Raw genomic sequence first — 14,473 nt, 5'->3', positions numbered from 1 at the left:
GACTCATGAGTGCTCGGTTATATGCGGGCCAATTGGTTGTGCGGTAGATTTTCTGTGTAGGCTTATTCATTTGGAAATTATATCGCTGAAAAAGCCTTTACAGATAGGTTTGTGCAACAAAGCCATTATGAAGTAGAGAATGGAGGGCCTATCTTTAATAATGAGATAAGTATTTATAAAGTTAGCAAGGCTAAATGTATAATTGTATCTAAAATAGATGGTGATTCAGGGGTGTATGGTACGGAAACTATTTTATATTTTTCTAATGCTAAAATATTAGAAGGTTACAGAATAAATTATAGTTATAATTTCTTAGATGGAGAGGGTTCTAAAAAAATAAATAGATTGAACTATGAAAAAAATAGAAAAAATGAAAATTTAGATCAACTAAATAAAGAGTTAAATGGATATTTAAAGTATATTAATAAAAAAACTTTAAAAGAGTGTAGTTAAACTATTATGAAATAGCCTGATTTTTTTCTTTAATTAAATAAAACACTTTAGTTCATAAAAAAAGCCGACTTCCGTCGGCTTCTTAAATCACCCTTCCAAAACTTCTTCCAACAACTCTTCACTCGGTGCAAAGTAATATGCTCCATCTAGTGGAGTGACGAAGTGTAGCAAGCGATCATGGATCCCATCGCCAGACGTACCAAACATACGCTCTAACATTGCATCAATAATAGTTAAATCTTTGGTATAGGCAATGAAGAATAGACCTTGGTCACCACGGCCATCACCATAAGGCAAAGAATGACGGAGAATCTCCATTTCTTCGCCTTCTTCATCTTCCACTACAGTACGTGCAACGTGAGCATTTGCCGGTTTAACCTCATCCTCCAGTTCAATCGATTCCAGTTTGGTACGACCCATCACTTGCTCTTGAGTATCGACTTTCAGCTTTTTCCACTTTTCCAGATCATGCGCATAACGCTGGGCAAAAATAAATGAACTATCTTGGAAAATGCCCGTATCTTCACCGAGTAATGCCACCTCAGCACGATCATCTGGGAATTGCGGATTTTCAGTGCCATCAATAAAGCCTGTCACATCACGGCCATCAAAATAGCGAAAGCAGACACGTTCATCCAGAACTTCAACCTGATCCTGAATCCCTTCAAAAAAAGCCTGACTCAGCGCAAAACAGATATCCGCCCGTGCACTGGCAATATGAATCAGAATATCTGCCGGAACAACCGGCATTGCAAATGAACCCTGAATCGGTTCAAGCTGTTTGAAACCCGCAGGGCTTTGTGAATAAAGTCTTGACCAAAGCTCAGGACCAAAAGCGACCGCTGTTTTAATTTGTGCTTGAGGATGTTGCGTAATCAGACGATCACGAGAAGTAAAAAGATGTTCTAATTTTTCTTTGAGTGCTTCAATATTTAAGTCTTTAAGACGCAATACAATAAAGCGAGCATGATCTGAGGGGAGGGGCAAGATTACCGATTGGGCTGTCATTCATGGCTCCTGTAATGATAAATCCTGTTTTTTAATGCACATATTGTGCCTGAAGCTCTGCAGAGTGAACAGTGCAGCGCCTTATATTTAAGCAATTTTTTAGCCTGAACCTATTGGATAAGTCCTATAATATTGTGCAAGTTTTCCAGAGTTGAATGTTCATGTCCTACCAAATGTGGTTTGCCTATATGCTGGCCTGTTGGGTGATTAGTGTTTCACCCGGTGCAGGAGCAATTGCCTCGATGTCGAGTGGGCTGAATTATGGTTTTCGACATGGCTACTGGAATGCACTGGGTCTGCAACTGGCATTACTGGTGCAGATTGCAGTGGTGGCAGCCGGAGTGGGGGTGCTGTTTGCGACCACGCCATGGGCATTTTTGGTGGTAAAATGGTTTGGTGTGGGCTATTTATTATATTTGGCTATTTTACAGTGGAAAGCGCCACTACAATCCATCGAAATTAAACATGAATTGGCACGTAAATCTGCGGGAAAACTGATTTTATATGGTTTTTTGGTGAATATGAGTAATCCCAAAGCCATTGTGTTTTTACTGGCTGTATTGCCACAATTTCTGGATTTATCCAAACCACAATGGATTCAGTATGTGATTATGGCGCTGACCATGATCACGATTGATCTGATTGTGATGGCGGGCTACACGGGGCTTGCTGCAAAAGTTTTACGATTGCTCAAGTCACCAAAACAACAGAAAATTATGAACCGTAGTTTTGCAGTGCTGTTTGCTTGTGCTGCGAGCTTATTAAGCTTGGTACATCAATAACAGTATGGAATACATTTTTAAGTCTATTAATTGATTTTTAAGCATATTTCATCTGGTTTGATCGTATGAAAACAACAATAGGCGAAGCAGCATGTCAACGCCATTATGGATTTTGATCTATGTCTTACACTGCATTTTAACCAAGTGGATTATTTCGTGGGGCGGGGCAGCATATATTAGAGGCTGGAAAACATGGTTTGTGTTTAACACATCTCAATCTGAAGAATGGACGAAAGATCAGGTAATTATGATGGCGTGGTTCTTTTGGATTGCATTCACGATTTTATTTTTGATTGGGCTGTTTAATCCTGAATTTCGCTTTTATAAATTAAAGAATAGTCTGTGATAATTGCGCCAAGAATTCATGTTCAGTCATCACAACAATGCTATGCTGTTTAAAGAGTGCAGCGGTAACACCATCACCCTGAATTTTATGTCCTGAAAATGATCCGTTATAAATCAAATCACTACCACAAGAGGGACTGTGGGCTTTAAGAATTGCATGTGTGGCGTGAAAGTCTTGCGCAACTTTTAAAGCGAGATATGCACCTTGTATAAAAGCTTGAGAAACATCATTGCCTAGAATATCTATAACTAAAGATTTTTGCGCAAGTACATCTAAGCCTGAACCATTTTGAATTTCGGCAGGTGGACGTGGAATCGGTAGTCCACCTGAGATTTCAGGACACAGACTGATATATTGATTTGGAACTAAAGATTCGAGCACTTCTTTGACAAGGCAATCCTTGCCATCGTAACGAACTTTTTGACCGAGCAAACAGGCACTCACAAAGTAGCGTTTAGTCCCCATGTCCTAGCTCAGCTTTTTAAATTTTTGAAAGATAAACATCATTGCAAATAACACTGCCATGGTCAGCACAATGGTCAGCCCAGTTGAAGTATTAAGGCCTGCGCTCGACCAGAGGCCTACTGTCACACCAATCTGTGCAATCACGAATGCCCAGATCACCATTTGGCGTGGAGAGTTTGCCAAAAGGCGAGCAGTCAGAGCAGGAATAACCAACAATGCACCCATCAATAGGGAACCGACTGCACGTAAAGCCAGTACGGTAAACAGTGCCAATAGCAACATAAAGATCAGGCGTTGCCATTTGGCATTTACCCCTTCACTGACCGCCATATCCGGATCAATCGCGATCTGAATCTGGGCTTGCCAGCTTTTATATAAAACACCTAAGGCCAGAATGATCACAATGGCAAACGTGGGCAAGTCCGTCCAGGAAATGGTCAGTAGATCACCGAATAAATAGCTGAGCAGTTCAGGTCTTAAACTTGGTAAATGTTGAATAAACAATAAACCCGAGCAAAGTAAGGTCGCTGAACACAGTGCAAGCAGGGCATCATTGGGGAGGCGGGGATCATGTAGCACCCACAGAATGGCAACCAGCAATAATGCCAAGAAGGTCACGCCCATCCACAGCGGTAGACTTAAGGCGCCTGCAATCGCAACACCTAGTAAAGTACCATGTGCCATAGTATCAGCAAAAAACGACATACGACGCCACAGCATCAAGCAGCCTAGCGGTGCCGTCAGAAACACCAGTAGCGTGCCCATAATCCATGCAGGTAAAAGGAGTTGTAACCAATCCATCATGGTTTAAGCTTCCGGCTCGGGGTGAATATGAGGGCGCGTATCATGCTGACACGGCGTAGCAGAATCGCCATGCGCACAATGATCATGATGATGTTGATAGAACACCCGATTGGTGCCAAAAATCGCTTGATATTCCGGATGTTGCTGTACGCTTTCTGGCAGGCCACTGCAACAGATATGTTTGTTTAAGCACACCACACGAGTCGTCCCTTGCATCACCCATTGCAGGTCATGTGACACCATTAATACGGCACAGCCATATTTTCCCGGCAAGTTACGCACATATTCATACAGTTCAGCTTCGGATTGAATGTCCAGACCTTGCATCGGTTCATCCAGTACCAGAATATCCGGCTGGCGTAATAAGGCCCGTGCCAAGAGCACCCGCTGCCGCTCACCGCCTGAAAGTTGCTGAACTTTGGAATCTTGCAGTTTACTAATGCCAGTATCGCGAATAATTTCAGTTTTGATTTTGGATGGACATTTTTCCAGCGCCAGTAAATCTTTGACCCGCAGCGGCAAGCTATGCGATGGATTGAATTTTTGCGGCACATAAGAGAATTTCAGTTTACGTGCAGTTTTGATCTCACCGGATTGCGGTTTTAAAATGCCAAGCATGACTTTAATTAAAGTCGACTTGCCTGCACCATTCGGGCCAATCAGCGTCACAATCTCTTTTTCTTGCAATGAAAAATCAATGGCTTTTAAAATATCACGCTCATCAATCTTGACCCAGATCTGGGAGAGCTGAATCAGGGGGGAGGCACTTAAGCTTTGTTGCGACACTGCTGACAGATTCCTGAAATTTCAATAATGCTGTGATGTGCGCTAAAGTCATCCGAGCTTGCAAGTGCATCAAGTTGGTCAAGCAGACCTTGCGCTGATGCTTCTGTCACCGCTTTACATTCAGTACAGATTAAAAAAGCCGCCTGATGTCCTTCACGTGGATGGCAACAAGGAATATAGGCATTGATCGAGGTCAGGCGGTGAATCAGCCCTTTACCCAATAAAAAATCCAAGGTTCGGTATACCGTAGGTGGCGCCGCAGGACGATCACTGGCATTTTTCATTTGTGCCAGTAAATCATAAGCCCCCATCGGGCCAGTCGCATTTAAAATGAGTTCCAGCACTTCTTTACGCAAAGGGGTAAGGCGTGCGCCTGTTGCTGCACAAAGACTTTCCGCTTCAGCAAGACGTTGTGCGACATTGGGATGGTCGTGCACGCCGTGCAATGCGTTGTGGTGTTCGTGCGAACAAGAACCCATAGTTCACCTCAAGTGCGAAACTGAAAATTAATAGATTTCAAATCTTAACATGAAGCGTTCAGAGTTTCGATTGGGCATAGGTATTTTTGTATTTTTGTTATATTATAACACTTACTAATTTTCTCGTTTTTAAGTGATTTCTACTCATGTTCCGTCTCCTTGCAATGGGTCTTTTGGCTTTGTTCAGCACACTCAGTTGGTCACAAAGTCTGGTGGTCTCGACTCAGCCGATCTATCTGATTGCCAAGAAAATTACCCAGGGCGTGGAACAGCCGACTTTATTACTGGCCAATCAGAGCGGACATGATGTCAGTCTGACCCCGGCACATCGTAAAATTATTCAGGATGCCGGTCTGGTGATCTGGTTGGGTCAGGCGCATGAAGCACCGCTGGCCAAAGTGCTGAATGACAGTCATAAAGGTATCGCTATTTTGGAATCCGGTATTTTGACCACATTGCCGATGCGTAACCCGCGTGGTGAGGCCTTAAAAAATACGGTAGATACGCATGTCTGGCTCGATCCAAACAATGCCGTAAGGATTGGCTTCTTTATTGCGGCGCTGCGTTCGCAACAATTGCCGGAGAACCGTGAACTGTACTGGAAAAATGCACGCGACTTTGCGCAAAGCATGTTTGCGACGGCCCAGCGTTATAGTTCCAGCACTAAAGCCAAAGCTTACTGGTCGTATCATGATGCCTATCAATATCTGGAACGTCCCTTGAATCTGAAGTTCATGGGCGCACTGACCGATGATCCACATGTCTCGCCAACTGTGGCACAAATCAAGTTCTTACAGGATCATCGCCCACAGCCTAAAATGTGCCTTCTGGCCGAAGGTCATGCCAGTGAAAATCAGTACCGAAAACTGAAACCGGTGGTGTTTCAGCATGTCGATGAAAGCATGAGCGGGGCAGGGGACTTTGTGCAAGCCTGGCAGCAATTAGCAGCAGAAACCCAGAAGTGCGTATTAAATGCACGCTAATGATTTAAAAAATAGACAGATTTTGATTAGTTTAACAGCATTGCCCCGATTTAAAAAAACACGACTAAGGTCGGGAAAAGATTGCATGTTCAGGGGTGTAACTCTATAATGCCTGCGATTAAAAATAATCACCTGTTAAACTTGTCAAGCATGATTGCTGTGAGTGAATAAATAATGAGCCGAACTAGTCGCTTGATTGACCGACGATTAGCGAAAGCTTTGGTCCTCCTGCAAGCCTGTATGATCCCTGTTTCAGCCTTGATCGGCTGGGTCGTGAAAGACTCAACCGCAGCCTTGAGTGCAGCATTAGGTGCGCTCGTTTGTTGGCTCGCGACTTGTTATTTTTCGTGGCAATCGTTTCGAGCAGCAGGAGCCCGCGCGTCTAAACAAGTTCTTTCGAACATGTATAAAGGCTTAATGGGAAAGTTTGCAATTGTGATTGTTGGTTTCATTTTAATTTTAAGCAATGTCGAACCGTTGTCAGCGGTGGCGTTGTTTTGTGGTTTTATACTTGTTCAAGCCATGTCGTGGGTCGCTCCGTTTTGGGCGTCACGTCTACAAAAATGAGTATAGACACAACAAGAAATTGAAAAGTTTTTCAGGAGCAGGCGAGATATCAAGCAGCACGCGATATTCGTTTGTTCTATTAGTTTTTTGACATTGACCAGGTGTGATTTATGGCTGCTGAAGAACATGCCCTTACTTCGACCGAGTATATCAAGCATCACTTGACCAACATGACCTATGGCAAAATGCCAGATGGTACATGGAAATTGGCCGAGAGCGGTGCTGAAGCTCAACAGATGGGGTTCACTGCTATTCACTTGGATTCAATGGGTTGGTCTATCGGACTGGGTCTGATTTTCTGTTTGTTATTCTGGTTGGTTGCGAAAGCGGCTAATGCTGGTGTTCCTACCAAGTTCCAGTCTGCAATTGAAATGATTATCGAGTTTGTAGATTCAAGTGTACGTGATACCTTCCACGGGAAGTCTCGATTAATTGCACCCTTAGCTTTAACCATTTTCGTGTGGATTTTCCTCATGAACTTGATGGATTTGATCCCTGTTGACTTTATTCCTTATGTAGCTCAACACGCGATTGCTTCTATGCTGGGTGTAGACCCTCATCAGGTTTACTTTAAAATTGTTCCGACTACAGATCCAAACGTTACCCTCGGTATGTCTATTTCTGTATTCTTCTTGATCATTTTTTATAGTATTCGTGAGAAAGGTGTTGGCGGCTTCGTTGGTGAGTTAGCACTTAACCCATTTAACCCAAGTAACCCAGTTGCTAAAGTGCTTTTGATTCCATTCAACTTATTGTTGGAATTGACCACTTTCTTGGCGCGACCAGTTTCATTGGCTCTACGACTGTTCGGTAACATGTATGCGGGTGAGTTAATCTTCATTCTTATCGCGTTATTACCGTTCTGGATCCAGTGGGCGTTGTCTGTGCCTTGGGCGATTTTCCACATTTTGATTATTACGCTACAAGCATTCATTTTCATGATGTTGACTATCGTGTACATGAGTATGGCAAGCGAAAAGCATTAATGGTATTGCCTAACTGTCAACGGATGGTTGGGCACACAATTTTTTAACTTAATTTGGTATAAAACCTAACCTCTGAGGAATTATCATGGAACTCACTTTAGGTCTAGTTGCAATTGCATCTGCTATCTTGATCGCTTTCGGTGCTTTAGGTACTGCGATTGGTTTTGGTCTTCTAGGCGGCCGTTTCCTTGAAGCTGTTGCTCGTCAACCAGAATTGGCTCCGCAACTTCAAACTCGTATGTTCTTAATCGCAGGTCTTCTTGATGCTGTGCCTATGATCGGTGTTGGTATTGGCTTGTTCTTCATCTTCGCTAATCCATTTGTAGGTTAATCAGCTTAATTCCGAAATTCACTATTTGAGGAATTTGCAATGAATATCAACCTCACATTGTTTGGCCAAGCGATTGCGTTTGCGATTTTTGTCGCGTTCTGCATGAAGTTTGTATGGCCACCACTAATCAATGCGATTAGTGAACGTCAGCGTCGTATCGCTGATGGCTTAAATGCTGCTGAAAAAGCGAAAGCTGACCTTGCAGATGCGCAAGCACAAGTGAAAGCTGAACTGGACACGGCAAAAGCACAAGCGGCTCAATTGATCGAACAAGCGAACCGTCGTGCAGCACAGTTGGTAGAAGAAGCGCGTACTCAAGCATCTGCTGAAGGTGAGCGTATTCGTCAACAAGCGAAAGAAGCTGTTGATACCGAAATCAATTCTGCTCGCGAAGAATTGCGTCAACAAGTGGCTGCTCTTGCAGTGACTGGTGCTGAGAAAATTCTTAGCCAGCAAGTTGATGCAGAAGCTCACAATGCCATGCTGACTCAGCTGGCTGCTAAACTTTAAGAGAGGCAGATTATGGCTGAACTCTTGACGTTAGCACGCCCTTATGCAAAAGCAGCATTTGCTTACGCTTCTGAGCAGGGTGCAACTGACTCTTGGTCAACTGCACTTGAATTGCTCAGTGCTGCGGTGCAAGACGAAGCATTTTCAGCTTATCTAAATCGCCCGGAGCTTACACCTGCTGAGCAGGTGTCTCTTTTTGCCAAAGTTTTAGGTGAAGACCAAACTGCAGCAGTGTCTAACTTCCTGACATTGCTTGCTGAAAACAACCGTTTGACGCTTCTTCCTGAAATTGCTGCAGAATATGAACAGCTCAAATCACAGAATAACAATACTGTGGATGTTGTGATTGAATCAGCATTCCCATTAACTTCTGTTCAGGAACAATTACTGACGCATGCATTAGAGAAGAAATTCGAAGCTGCAGTAAGTGTTTCTGTAGAAGTGAAACCAGAGCTTATTGCTGGTGTAGTTATTCGTGCAGGCGACCAAGTGATAGATGATTCTGCGCTTAACAAGCTTGAGAAAATGCGTACTCGTCTTCTTGCTTAAGAAATAAGAAGACTGAACTTTAAAAAGATTGAGGTATAGCGCAATGCAACAACTGAATCCATCCGAGATCAGTGCGCTCATTAAACAGCGTATCGGCGATCTGGACACCAGCGCAACCGCTAAGAACGAAGGGACCATTGTTATGGTTTCCGACGGTATTGTGCGTATTCACGGCCTTGCTGATGCAATGTACGGTGAAATGATCGAATTCGACGGCGGCCTTTATGGTATGGCACTGAACCTAGAACAGGATTCAGTGGGCGTCGTTGTTTTAGGTAACTACTTGAACCTTCAAGAAGGTCAAAAAGCGCGTTGCACAGGTCGTGTATTAGAAGTTCCGGTTGGTCCAGAACTTTTAGGCCGTGTAGTAGATGCTTTGGGTAACCCGATTGATGGTAAAGGCCCAATTGATGCTAAATTAACTGATGCTGTTGAAAAAGTAGCACCAGGCGTAATTTGGCGTCAGTCAGTGGATCAACCTGTACAAACTGGTTATAAATCAGTAGATACAATGATCCCTGTAGGCCGTGGTCAGCGTGAGTTGATCATTGGTGACCGTCAAACTGGTAAAACAGCAATGGCGATCGACGCGATCATCGCTCAGAAAAACTCTGGCATTAAATGTGTATACGTAGCAATTGGTCAAAAACAATCGACTATCGCTAACGTAGTACGCAAGCTGGAAGAAACTGGCGCTATGGCGTACACCACTGTTGTCGCAGCAGGTGCATCTGATCCAGCAGCAATGCTGTATTTGGCTCCGTACTCTGGCTGTACAATGGGTGAATACTACCGTGACCGTGGTGAAGATGCGTTAATCATTTATGATGACTTGTCTAAGCAAGCTGTTGCGTATCGTCAAATTTCATTGCTTTTACGCCGTCCACCAGGTCGTGAAGCTTATCCAGGTGACGTGTTCTATCTACACTCGCGTCTACTTGAACGTGCTTCTCGTGTATCTGCTGACTACGTTGAGAAATTCACTAACGGTGAAGTTAAAGGCCAAACTGGTTCATTAACTGCATTGCCGATTATTGAAACTCAAGCGGGTGACGTATCTGCATTCGTACCAACCAACGTAATTTCGATTACTGATGGTCAGATCTTCCTTGAAACATCATTATTCAACGCAGGTATTCGTCCTGCTGTGAACGCGGGTATCTCTGTATCTCGTGTTGGTGGTTCAGCGCAAACCAAGATCATCAAGAAATTGTCTGGTGGTATCCGTACTGCTTTGGCGCAATACCGTGAATTGGCAGCATTTGCTCAGTTCGCTTCTGATCTTGACGAAGCAACTCGTAAGCAACTTGAACATGGTCAACGTGTAACTGAATTAATGAAGCAAAAACAATATGCTCCATATTCAATTGCTGACCAAGCTGTTTCAATTTATGCATCTAACGAAGGTTATATGACTGACGTTGAAGTGAAGAAAATCGTAGACTTTGATGCTGCGTTGATTTCTTACTTCCGTTCAGAACATGCTGTGTTAATGCAACAAATCGATGCCTCTGGTGATTACAACAAAGACATCGAAGCTGCAATCAAAGCAGGTATTGAAAGCTTTAAAGCGACTCAAACTTACTAAGTTCAACCTTAGTTGAATTTAGTGTTGGTTTGGTTCACGGAATCAACCTTCGGAAGCTCGCAAGGGCTTTCGAATACTAGGTTAAGCGTATGGCAAATTTAAAAGAAATTCGCGCCAAAGTAGCTAGTATCAAGAGCACGCAGAAGATTACTCGAGCGATGCAAATGGTAGCAGCTTCTAAGATGCGTCGTGCGCAAGAGCGCATGGCTCAAGGCCGTCCGTATGCCGAAAATATGCACCGTGTAATTGCTCATTTGGTCCAAGCGAATCCTGAATACAAACACCGTTATATGGTTGAACGCCCGGTTAAGCGCGTTGGCTATATTATTGTGTCTTCAGATCGTGGCCTTGCTGGTGGTTTGAACATTAACCTGTTCAAAAAAGTGGTTAAACACGTACAGCAGCAACAAGAGCAGTCAATTGAAGTTCAATTTGCTTTAATTGGTCAAAAAGCGGTTTCGTTTTTTAAAAACTACGGCGGTAAAGTGCTTGGTGCGACTACAAACGTAGGCGATACTCCAAGTCTTGAGCAGTTATCTGGTTCTGTACAGGTGATGTTGGATGCGTATGATAAAGGCGAGTTAGATCGTATTTATCTGGTGTCAAACGGCTTTGTCAATGCCATGACTCAAAATCAAAAGATCGAACAACTTGTTCCTTTGGCTGCTGCTGAAGAAGACAAGAATCTTAACCGTCAATACGGTTGGGATTATATCTACGAGCCTGAAGCTGAAGAGCTTTTAAATGGCTTGTTGGTTCGCTATATCGAGTCTGTGGTGTATCAAGGTGTGATTGAAAACATCGCATGTGAGCAGTCTGCACGTATGGTCGCTATGAAAGCAGCGACAGACAACGCAGGTGAGATCATTAAGAGCCTGCAACTTATTTATAACAAGCTGCGTCAAGCCGCGATTACTCAGGAAATTTCTGAGATCGTTGGTGGTGCCGCTGCCGTTTAACATTATTTTGAATTGAGGAGACAGCAATGAATAGCGGTCGTATCATTCAGATCATCGGCGCGGTTATCGACGTCGAGTTTGAACGCAACAGCGTTCCTAAGATCTATGACGCTCTCCAAGTAGATGGTACTGAAACTACTTTAGAAGTTCAGCAACAGCTTGGTGATGGCGTAGTTCGTACTATTGCAATGGGTTCTACTGAAGGCCTTAAGCGTGGTTTGAACGTAGTTAACACTGGTGCGCCGATTTCTGTACCTGTAGGTACAGCGACTCTAGGCCGTATCATGGACGTGCTTGGTCGCCCGATCGACGAAGCTGGTCCTGTTGCGACTGAAGCGCGTTTACCAATTCACCGCTCTGCACCTTCTTATGCAGAACAAGCAGCTTCTACTGACCTTTTAGAAACTGGTATTAAAGTCATCGACTTGCTATGCCCGTTCGCTAAAGGTGGTAAAGTTGGTCTGTTCGGTGGTGCCGGTGTTGGTAAAACTGTAAACATGATGGAATTGATCAACAACATCGCGAAAGCTCACTCAGGTTTATCTGTGTTTGCTGGTGTTGGTGAGCGTACTCGTGAAGGTAATGACTTCTATCACGAAATGAAAGATTCTAACGTTCTAGACAAAGTAGCAATGGTCTACGGTCAGATGAACGAGCCACCGGGTAACCGTTTACGCGTAGCGTTGACTGGTTTGACCATGGCTGAATATTTCCGTGACGAGAAAGACGAAAACGGTAAAGGCCGTGACGTACTATTGTTCGTAGATAACATCTATCGTTATACACTAGCGGGTACTGAAGTATCAGCACTTCTAGGTCGTATGCCATCTGCAGTAGGTTACCAGCCTACACTTGCAGAAGAGATGGGTGTTCTTCAAGAACGTATTACATCGACTAAGTCTGGTTCTATTACGTCAATCCAAGCGGTATACGTACCTGCCGATGACTTGACAGATCCATCGCCTGCTACAACGTTTGCTCACTTGGACGCAACTGTTGTATTGAGCCGTGACATCGCATCTTCTGGTATTTACCCAGCGATCGATCCACTAGACTCAACTTCACGCCAGTTAGATCCGTTAGTTGTTGGTCAAGAGCATTATGAAATTGCACGTTCTGTACAGAACGTATTGCAACGTTATAAAGAGCTTAAAGACATCATCGCGATTCTTGGTATGGACGAGCTTGCTGAAGAAGATAAACTGGTTGTTTACCGTGCGCGTAAAATCCAGCGTTTCTTCTCTCAACCGTTCCACGTAGCTGAAGTATTTACTGGTGCTCCTGGTAAATTAGTATCTCTTAAAGAAACGATTCGTGGCTTTAAAGGTCTTCTAGCTGGTGAATACGATCACATCCCAGAACAAGCGTTCTACATGGTTGGTGGTATTGACGAAGTGATTGCTAAAGCTGAGAAACTTTAATTAGTTCCCTAATTTAGGAGATTCTCATGGCGACTATGCAATGTGACGTTGTAAGTGTTCAAGAGTCTTTGTACTCAGGCACTGTAACTATGCTAATTGCTAAAGGTGCTGGCGGTGAGTTAGGTATTATGCCTGGTCACGCTCCGCTGGTAACTTTGCTCCAACCTGGCGCGATCCGCGTTATTTTGGAAAACGGTACAGAAGAATTAATCTATGTATCTGGTGGTGTTCTAGAAGTTCAACCGCATGTTGTTACGGTTCTTGCAGATACTGCAGTCCGTGCAGAAAACTTAGATGAAGCTGCAATTATTGAAGCGCGTAAACACGCTGAACAATTGCTAGCAAATCAAAAGGGCGATTTGGACGCTGCTGCTGCTTTGGCTGCTCTTGCAGAAACTGCTGCTCAGCTGGAAACGATCCGCAAAATCAAAAACCGCGCAATGTAATTGCAGGTTTAAGATTGAAGAAACCACCCGAAAGGGTGGTTTTTTTATATACTTAATTTTTTAATACCTAAAAAATAATGAAATTAAATACCTTAAATCCTATTTTTCAGGATTCAGAATTTAAAAATACAATAGCTCATAAGAAAGTACTCTGTATAAAATGTAAGACTCTTATCAAACATGAAGTATTAGTTGATATATCTGATTCTGATTTTAATCATAGTCCTATTGATTTCTACTTCAATTATAGAATTTTAAAATGTATTAATTGCGGTACTATTAGTTATCAAACCAAAACTTTATATTCTGAAGATGTTTATCAAATAGGATATGAGTTGAATGGTGATCCTATTTACGATGAGGCTGCAACTTATAGTGTTTTTCCAATGAGAGATGAGGAAACTGCTTTTTCAATCGAATTTGAAAAAATTTTACCTATAGAAATTTATAATATATATGAGGAAGTAATTGTTGCATTAAATAATAAAATGCCTTTATTGACTGGTTTAGGTCTAAGAACTCTTTTAGAACAGATCATTAAGTACTTTGGTAATTCTAACGATTTGGGTCTGATTTTAAATCAGTTTGAGCAAGATGGATTTATTTCGACCAAACAACGAGCTTTACTTGATGATATTAGATATTTAGGAAATGATGCAGCACACCGTGCGGATACTAAATCTAGAAAAGAATTAATTTTGCATTTAAAGGTTTTAGAAAATTTAATTCAGCAACTTTTTGTATACTACAATCTAGATCAAGCAGAAATAAAGCAAACTAAAAGTATAAAGTTGAAACCCTCACCTAAATATGCCATTCCAGTAGTAAGAGAAACTACTCAAAAAAGAAAGCCCAAGAAAAAGTTATAAAGCTCCTGCATGTATTGTGCTTTGTACCGCTCGATATAACTTTTACCCTTTCTCAGTAATGTTTTGAACCAATCTGTAAGCAGGCACACGCCATAAAAGAATCAATGATAAGTTAAATAATTCGAACAGATACTTGCTTGT

19 protein-coding genes are annotated in these 14,473 nt (G+C 42.8%); 14 read left to right on the top strand and 5 right to left on the bottom strand.

Annotated elements, in window-relative coordinates; all coding sequences use genetic code 11:
• Positions 1-111 precede the first annotated feature (111 nt).
• A complete protein-coding gene (locus FTU82_RS12605) occupies positions 112-453 on the top strand; it encodes a hypothetical protein (RefSeq protein ID WP_180101402.1) in 342 nt (113 codons plus the stop codon).
• Between the two features lie 87 nt (positions 454-540).
• On the opposite strand, the gene FTU82_RS12600 is transcribed toward FTU82_RS12605, so the two are convergent.
• Positions 541-1,461 (bottom strand): Dyp-type peroxidase, encoded by a 921-nt coding sequence (locus FTU82_RS12600; RefSeq protein WP_180001340.1) that lies wholly within the window; start codon positions 1,459-1,461, stop codon positions 541-543.
• 161 nt (positions 1,462-1,622) lie between these two features.
• Here FTU82_RS12600 and FTU82_RS12595 point away from each other — a divergent pair, with 161 nt between their 5' ends.
• Both FTU82_RS12595 and FTU82_RS12590 read left to right on the top strand, forming a co-directional pair.
• On the top strand, positions 1,623-2,243 hold the full coding sequence (locus FTU82_RS12595; protein WP_180000265.1) for a LysE family transporter: 621 nt from the start codon (positions 1,623-1,625) through the stop codon (positions 2,241-2,243).
• 91 nt (positions 2,244-2,334) lie between these two features.
• Positions 2,335-2,589, top strand: a complete 255-nt coding sequence (locus tag FTU82_RS12590) for a hypothetical protein (protein WP_180000267.1) — start codon at positions 2,335-2,337, stop codon at positions 2,587-2,589.
• Here FTU82_RS12590 and FTU82_RS12585 read toward each other — a convergent pair.
• From FTU82_RS12585 to FTU82_RS12570, 4 genes are read right to left on the bottom strand one after another with little or no spacing between them, the layout of a single operon-like run.
• Positions 2,572-3,054 carry a DUF523 domain-containing protein gene (locus FTU82_RS12585; protein ID WP_180001339.1) on the bottom strand — a complete coding sequence of 161 codons (483 nt, stop codon included), beginning with the start codon at positions 3,052-3,054 and terminating at the stop codon, positions 2,572-2,574. The two genes, FTU82_RS12590 and FTU82_RS12585, sit on opposite strands and share 18 nt — an antisense overlap.
• Positions 3,055-3,057: 3 nt before the next feature.
• Positions 3,058-3,858: a zinc ABC transporter permease subunit ZnuB gene (gene znuB / locus FTU82_RS12580; protein WP_100329705.1), complete on the bottom strand. Its 801-nt coding sequence runs from the start codon at positions 3,856-3,858 to the stop codon at positions 3,058-3,060.
• A gap of 3 nt (positions 3,859-3,861) precedes the next feature.
• Positions 3,862-4,644, bottom strand: a complete 783-nt coding sequence (znuC, locus tag FTU82_RS12575; RefSeq protein ID WP_100329706.1) for a zinc ABC transporter ATP-binding protein ZnuC — start codon at positions 4,642-4,644, stop codon at positions 3,862-3,864.
• Entirely contained in the window at positions 4,626-5,123 is a 498-nt protein-coding gene (locus tag FTU82_RS12570; RefSeq protein WP_005173814.1) for a transcriptional repressor, read from the bottom strand. Before FTU82_RS12570 ends, znuC begins: the two co-directional genes overlap by 19 nt.
• A 146-nt stretch (positions 5,124-5,269) precedes the next feature.
• Between FTU82_RS12570 and FTU82_RS12565 the strand changes: the two genes are divergently transcribed.
• From FTU82_RS12565 to FTU82_RS12515, 11 genes are all read left to right on the top strand, one after another.
• Positions 5,270-6,106 carry a metal ABC transporter solute-binding protein, Zn/Mn family gene (locus FTU82_RS12565; protein ID WP_100329707.1) on the top strand — a complete coding sequence of 279 codons (837 nt, stop codon included), beginning with the start codon at positions 5,270-5,272 and terminating at the stop codon, positions 6,104-6,106.
• 174 nt (positions 6,107-6,280) lie between these two features.
• The gene (locus FTU82_RS12560; RefSeq protein ID WP_005173819.1) at positions 6,281-6,673 is read left to right on the top strand and encodes an ATP synthase subunit I; all 393 of its coding nucleotides are present in this window, start codon (positions 6,281-6,283) and stop codon (positions 6,671-6,673) included.
• Positions 6,674-6,783: 110 nt separating this feature from the next.
• Positions 6,784-7,659 carry a F0F1 ATP synthase subunit A gene (gene atpB, locus FTU82_RS12555; RefSeq protein WP_005094552.1) on the top strand — a complete coding sequence of 292 codons (876 nt, stop codon included), beginning with the start codon at positions 6,784-6,786 and terminating at the stop codon, positions 7,657-7,659.
• An 85-nt stretch (positions 7,660-7,744) separates the two neighbouring features.
• Positions 7,745-7,990: a F0F1 ATP synthase subunit C gene (atpE, locus tag FTU82_RS12550; protein WP_000424060.1), complete on the top strand. Its 246-nt coding sequence runs from the start codon at positions 7,745-7,747 to the stop codon at positions 7,988-7,990.
• A gap of 39 nt (positions 7,991-8,029) precedes the next feature.
• Complete coding sequence (locus tag FTU82_RS12545) at positions 8,030-8,500, top strand: F0F1 ATP synthase subunit B (RefSeq protein ID WP_005173825.1); 471 nt, start codon at positions 8,030-8,032, stop codon at positions 8,498-8,500.
• Positions 8,501-8,512: 12 nt separating this feature from the next.
• Positions 8,513-9,049, top strand: a complete 537-nt coding sequence (locus FTU82_RS12540; protein WP_005173826.1) for a F0F1 ATP synthase subunit delta — start codon at positions 8,513-8,515, stop codon at positions 9,047-9,049.
• Positions 9,050-9,092: 43 nt separating this feature from the next.
• The gene (gene atpA, locus FTU82_RS12535; RefSeq protein ID WP_180101400.1) at positions 9,093-10,637 is read left to right on the top strand and encodes a F0F1 ATP synthase subunit alpha; all 1,545 of its coding nucleotides are present in this window, start codon (positions 9,093-9,095) and stop codon (positions 10,635-10,637) included.
• An 89-nt stretch (positions 10,638-10,726) separates the two neighbouring features.
• Entirely contained in the window at positions 10,727-11,596 is an 870-nt protein-coding gene (atpG, locus tag FTU82_RS12530) for a F0F1 ATP synthase subunit gamma (protein ID WP_180101398.1), read from the top strand.
• A 26-nt stretch (positions 11,597-11,622) separates the two neighbouring features.
• Positions 11,623-13,017 carry a F0F1 ATP synthase subunit beta gene (atpD, locus tag FTU82_RS12525; protein ID WP_004280997.1) on the top strand — a complete coding sequence of 465 codons (1,395 nt, stop codon included), beginning with the start codon at positions 11,623-11,625 and terminating at the stop codon, positions 13,015-13,017.
• Between the two features lie 26 nt (positions 13,018-13,043).
• The gene (locus FTU82_RS12520) at positions 13,044-13,463 is read left to right on the top strand and encodes a F0F1 ATP synthase subunit epsilon (protein ID WP_004814254.1); all 420 of its coding nucleotides are present in this window, start codon (positions 13,044-13,046) and stop codon (positions 13,461-13,463) included.
• A 77-nt stretch (positions 13,464-13,540) separates the two neighbouring features.
• A complete protein-coding gene (locus FTU82_RS12515; RefSeq protein WP_180001338.1) occupies positions 13,541-14,332 on the top strand; it encodes a DUF4145 domain-containing protein in 792 nt (263 codons plus the stop codon).
• Positions 14,333-14,473 lie beyond the last annotated feature (141 nt).

It is taken from the genome of Acinetobacter sp. YH12151, from assembly GCF_013418355.1.
In the GTDB taxonomy this organism is placed as follows: domain Bacteria; phylum Pseudomonadota; class Gammaproteobacteria; order Pseudomonadales; family Moraxellaceae; genus Acinetobacter; species Acinetobacter pseudolwoffii.
This window is presented reverse-complemented; position numbering and strand designations above follow the sequence as displayed.

Excerpts from the sequence above, each read along its gene's own strand:
- FTU82_RS12560 (WP_005173819.1), top strand. The coding sequence starts at position 6,281 with ATGAGCCGAACTAGTCGCTTGATTGACCGACGATTAGCGAAAGCTTTG.
- atpG (WP_180101398.1), top strand. The coding sequence starts at position 10,727 with ATGGCAAATTTAAAAGAAATTCGCGCCAAAGTAGCTAGTATCAAGAGC.
- FTU82_RS12540 (WP_005173826.1), top strand. The coding sequence starts at position 8,513 with ATGGCTGAACTCTTGACGTTAGCACGCCCTTATGCAAAAGCAGCATTT.
- FTU82_RS12570 (WP_005173814.1), bottom strand. The coding sequence starts at position 5,123 with ATGGGTTCTTGTTCGCACGAACACCACAACGCATTGCACGGCGTGCAC.
- atpA (WP_180101400.1), top strand. The coding sequence starts at position 9,093 with ATGCAACAACTGAATCCATCCGAGATCAGTGCGCTCATTAAACAGCGT.
- znuB (WP_100329705.1), bottom strand. The coding sequence starts at position 3,858 with ATGATGGATTGGTTACAACTCCTTTTACCTGCATGGATTATGGGCACG.
- FTU82_RS12600 (WP_180001340.1), bottom strand. The coding sequence starts at position 1,461 with ATGACAGCCCAATCGGTAATCTTGCCCCTCCCCTCAGATCATGCTCGC.
- FTU82_RS12565 (WP_100329707.1), top strand. The coding sequence starts at position 5,270 with ATGTTCCGTCTCCTTGCAATGGGTCTTTTGGCTTTGTTCAGCACACTC.
- atpE (WP_000424060.1), top strand. The coding sequence starts at position 7,745 with ATGGAACTCACTTTAGGTCTAGTTGCAATTGCATCTGCTATCTTGATC.
- atpB (WP_005094552.1), top strand. The coding sequence starts at position 6,784 with ATGGCTGCTGAAGAACATGCCCTTACTTCGACCGAGTATATCAAGCAT.
- FTU82_RS12520 (WP_004814254.1), top strand. The coding sequence starts at position 13,044 with ATGGCGACTATGCAATGTGACGTTGTAAGTGTTCAAGAGTCTTTGTAC.
- atpD (WP_004280997.1), top strand. The coding sequence starts at position 11,623 with ATGAATAGCGGTCGTATCATTCAGATCATCGGCGCGGTTATCGACGTC.
- FTU82_RS12595 (WP_180000265.1), top strand. The coding sequence starts at position 1,623 with ATGTCCTACCAAATGTGGTTTGCCTATATGCTGGCCTGTTGGGTGATT.
- FTU82_RS12590 (WP_180000267.1), top strand. The coding sequence starts at position 2,335 with ATGTCAACGCCATTATGGATTTTGATCTATGTCTTACACTGCATTTTA.
- FTU82_RS12545 (WP_005173825.1), top strand. The coding sequence starts at position 8,030 with ATGAATATCAACCTCACATTGTTTGGCCAAGCGATTGCGTTTGCGATT.
- FTU82_RS12515 (WP_180001338.1), top strand. The coding sequence starts at position 13,541 with ATGAAATTAAATACCTTAAATCCTATTTTTCAGGATTCAGAATTTAAA.
- FTU82_RS12585 (WP_180001339.1), bottom strand. The coding sequence starts at position 3,054 with ATGGGGACTAAACGCTACTTTGTGAGTGCCTGTTTGCTCGGTCAAAAA.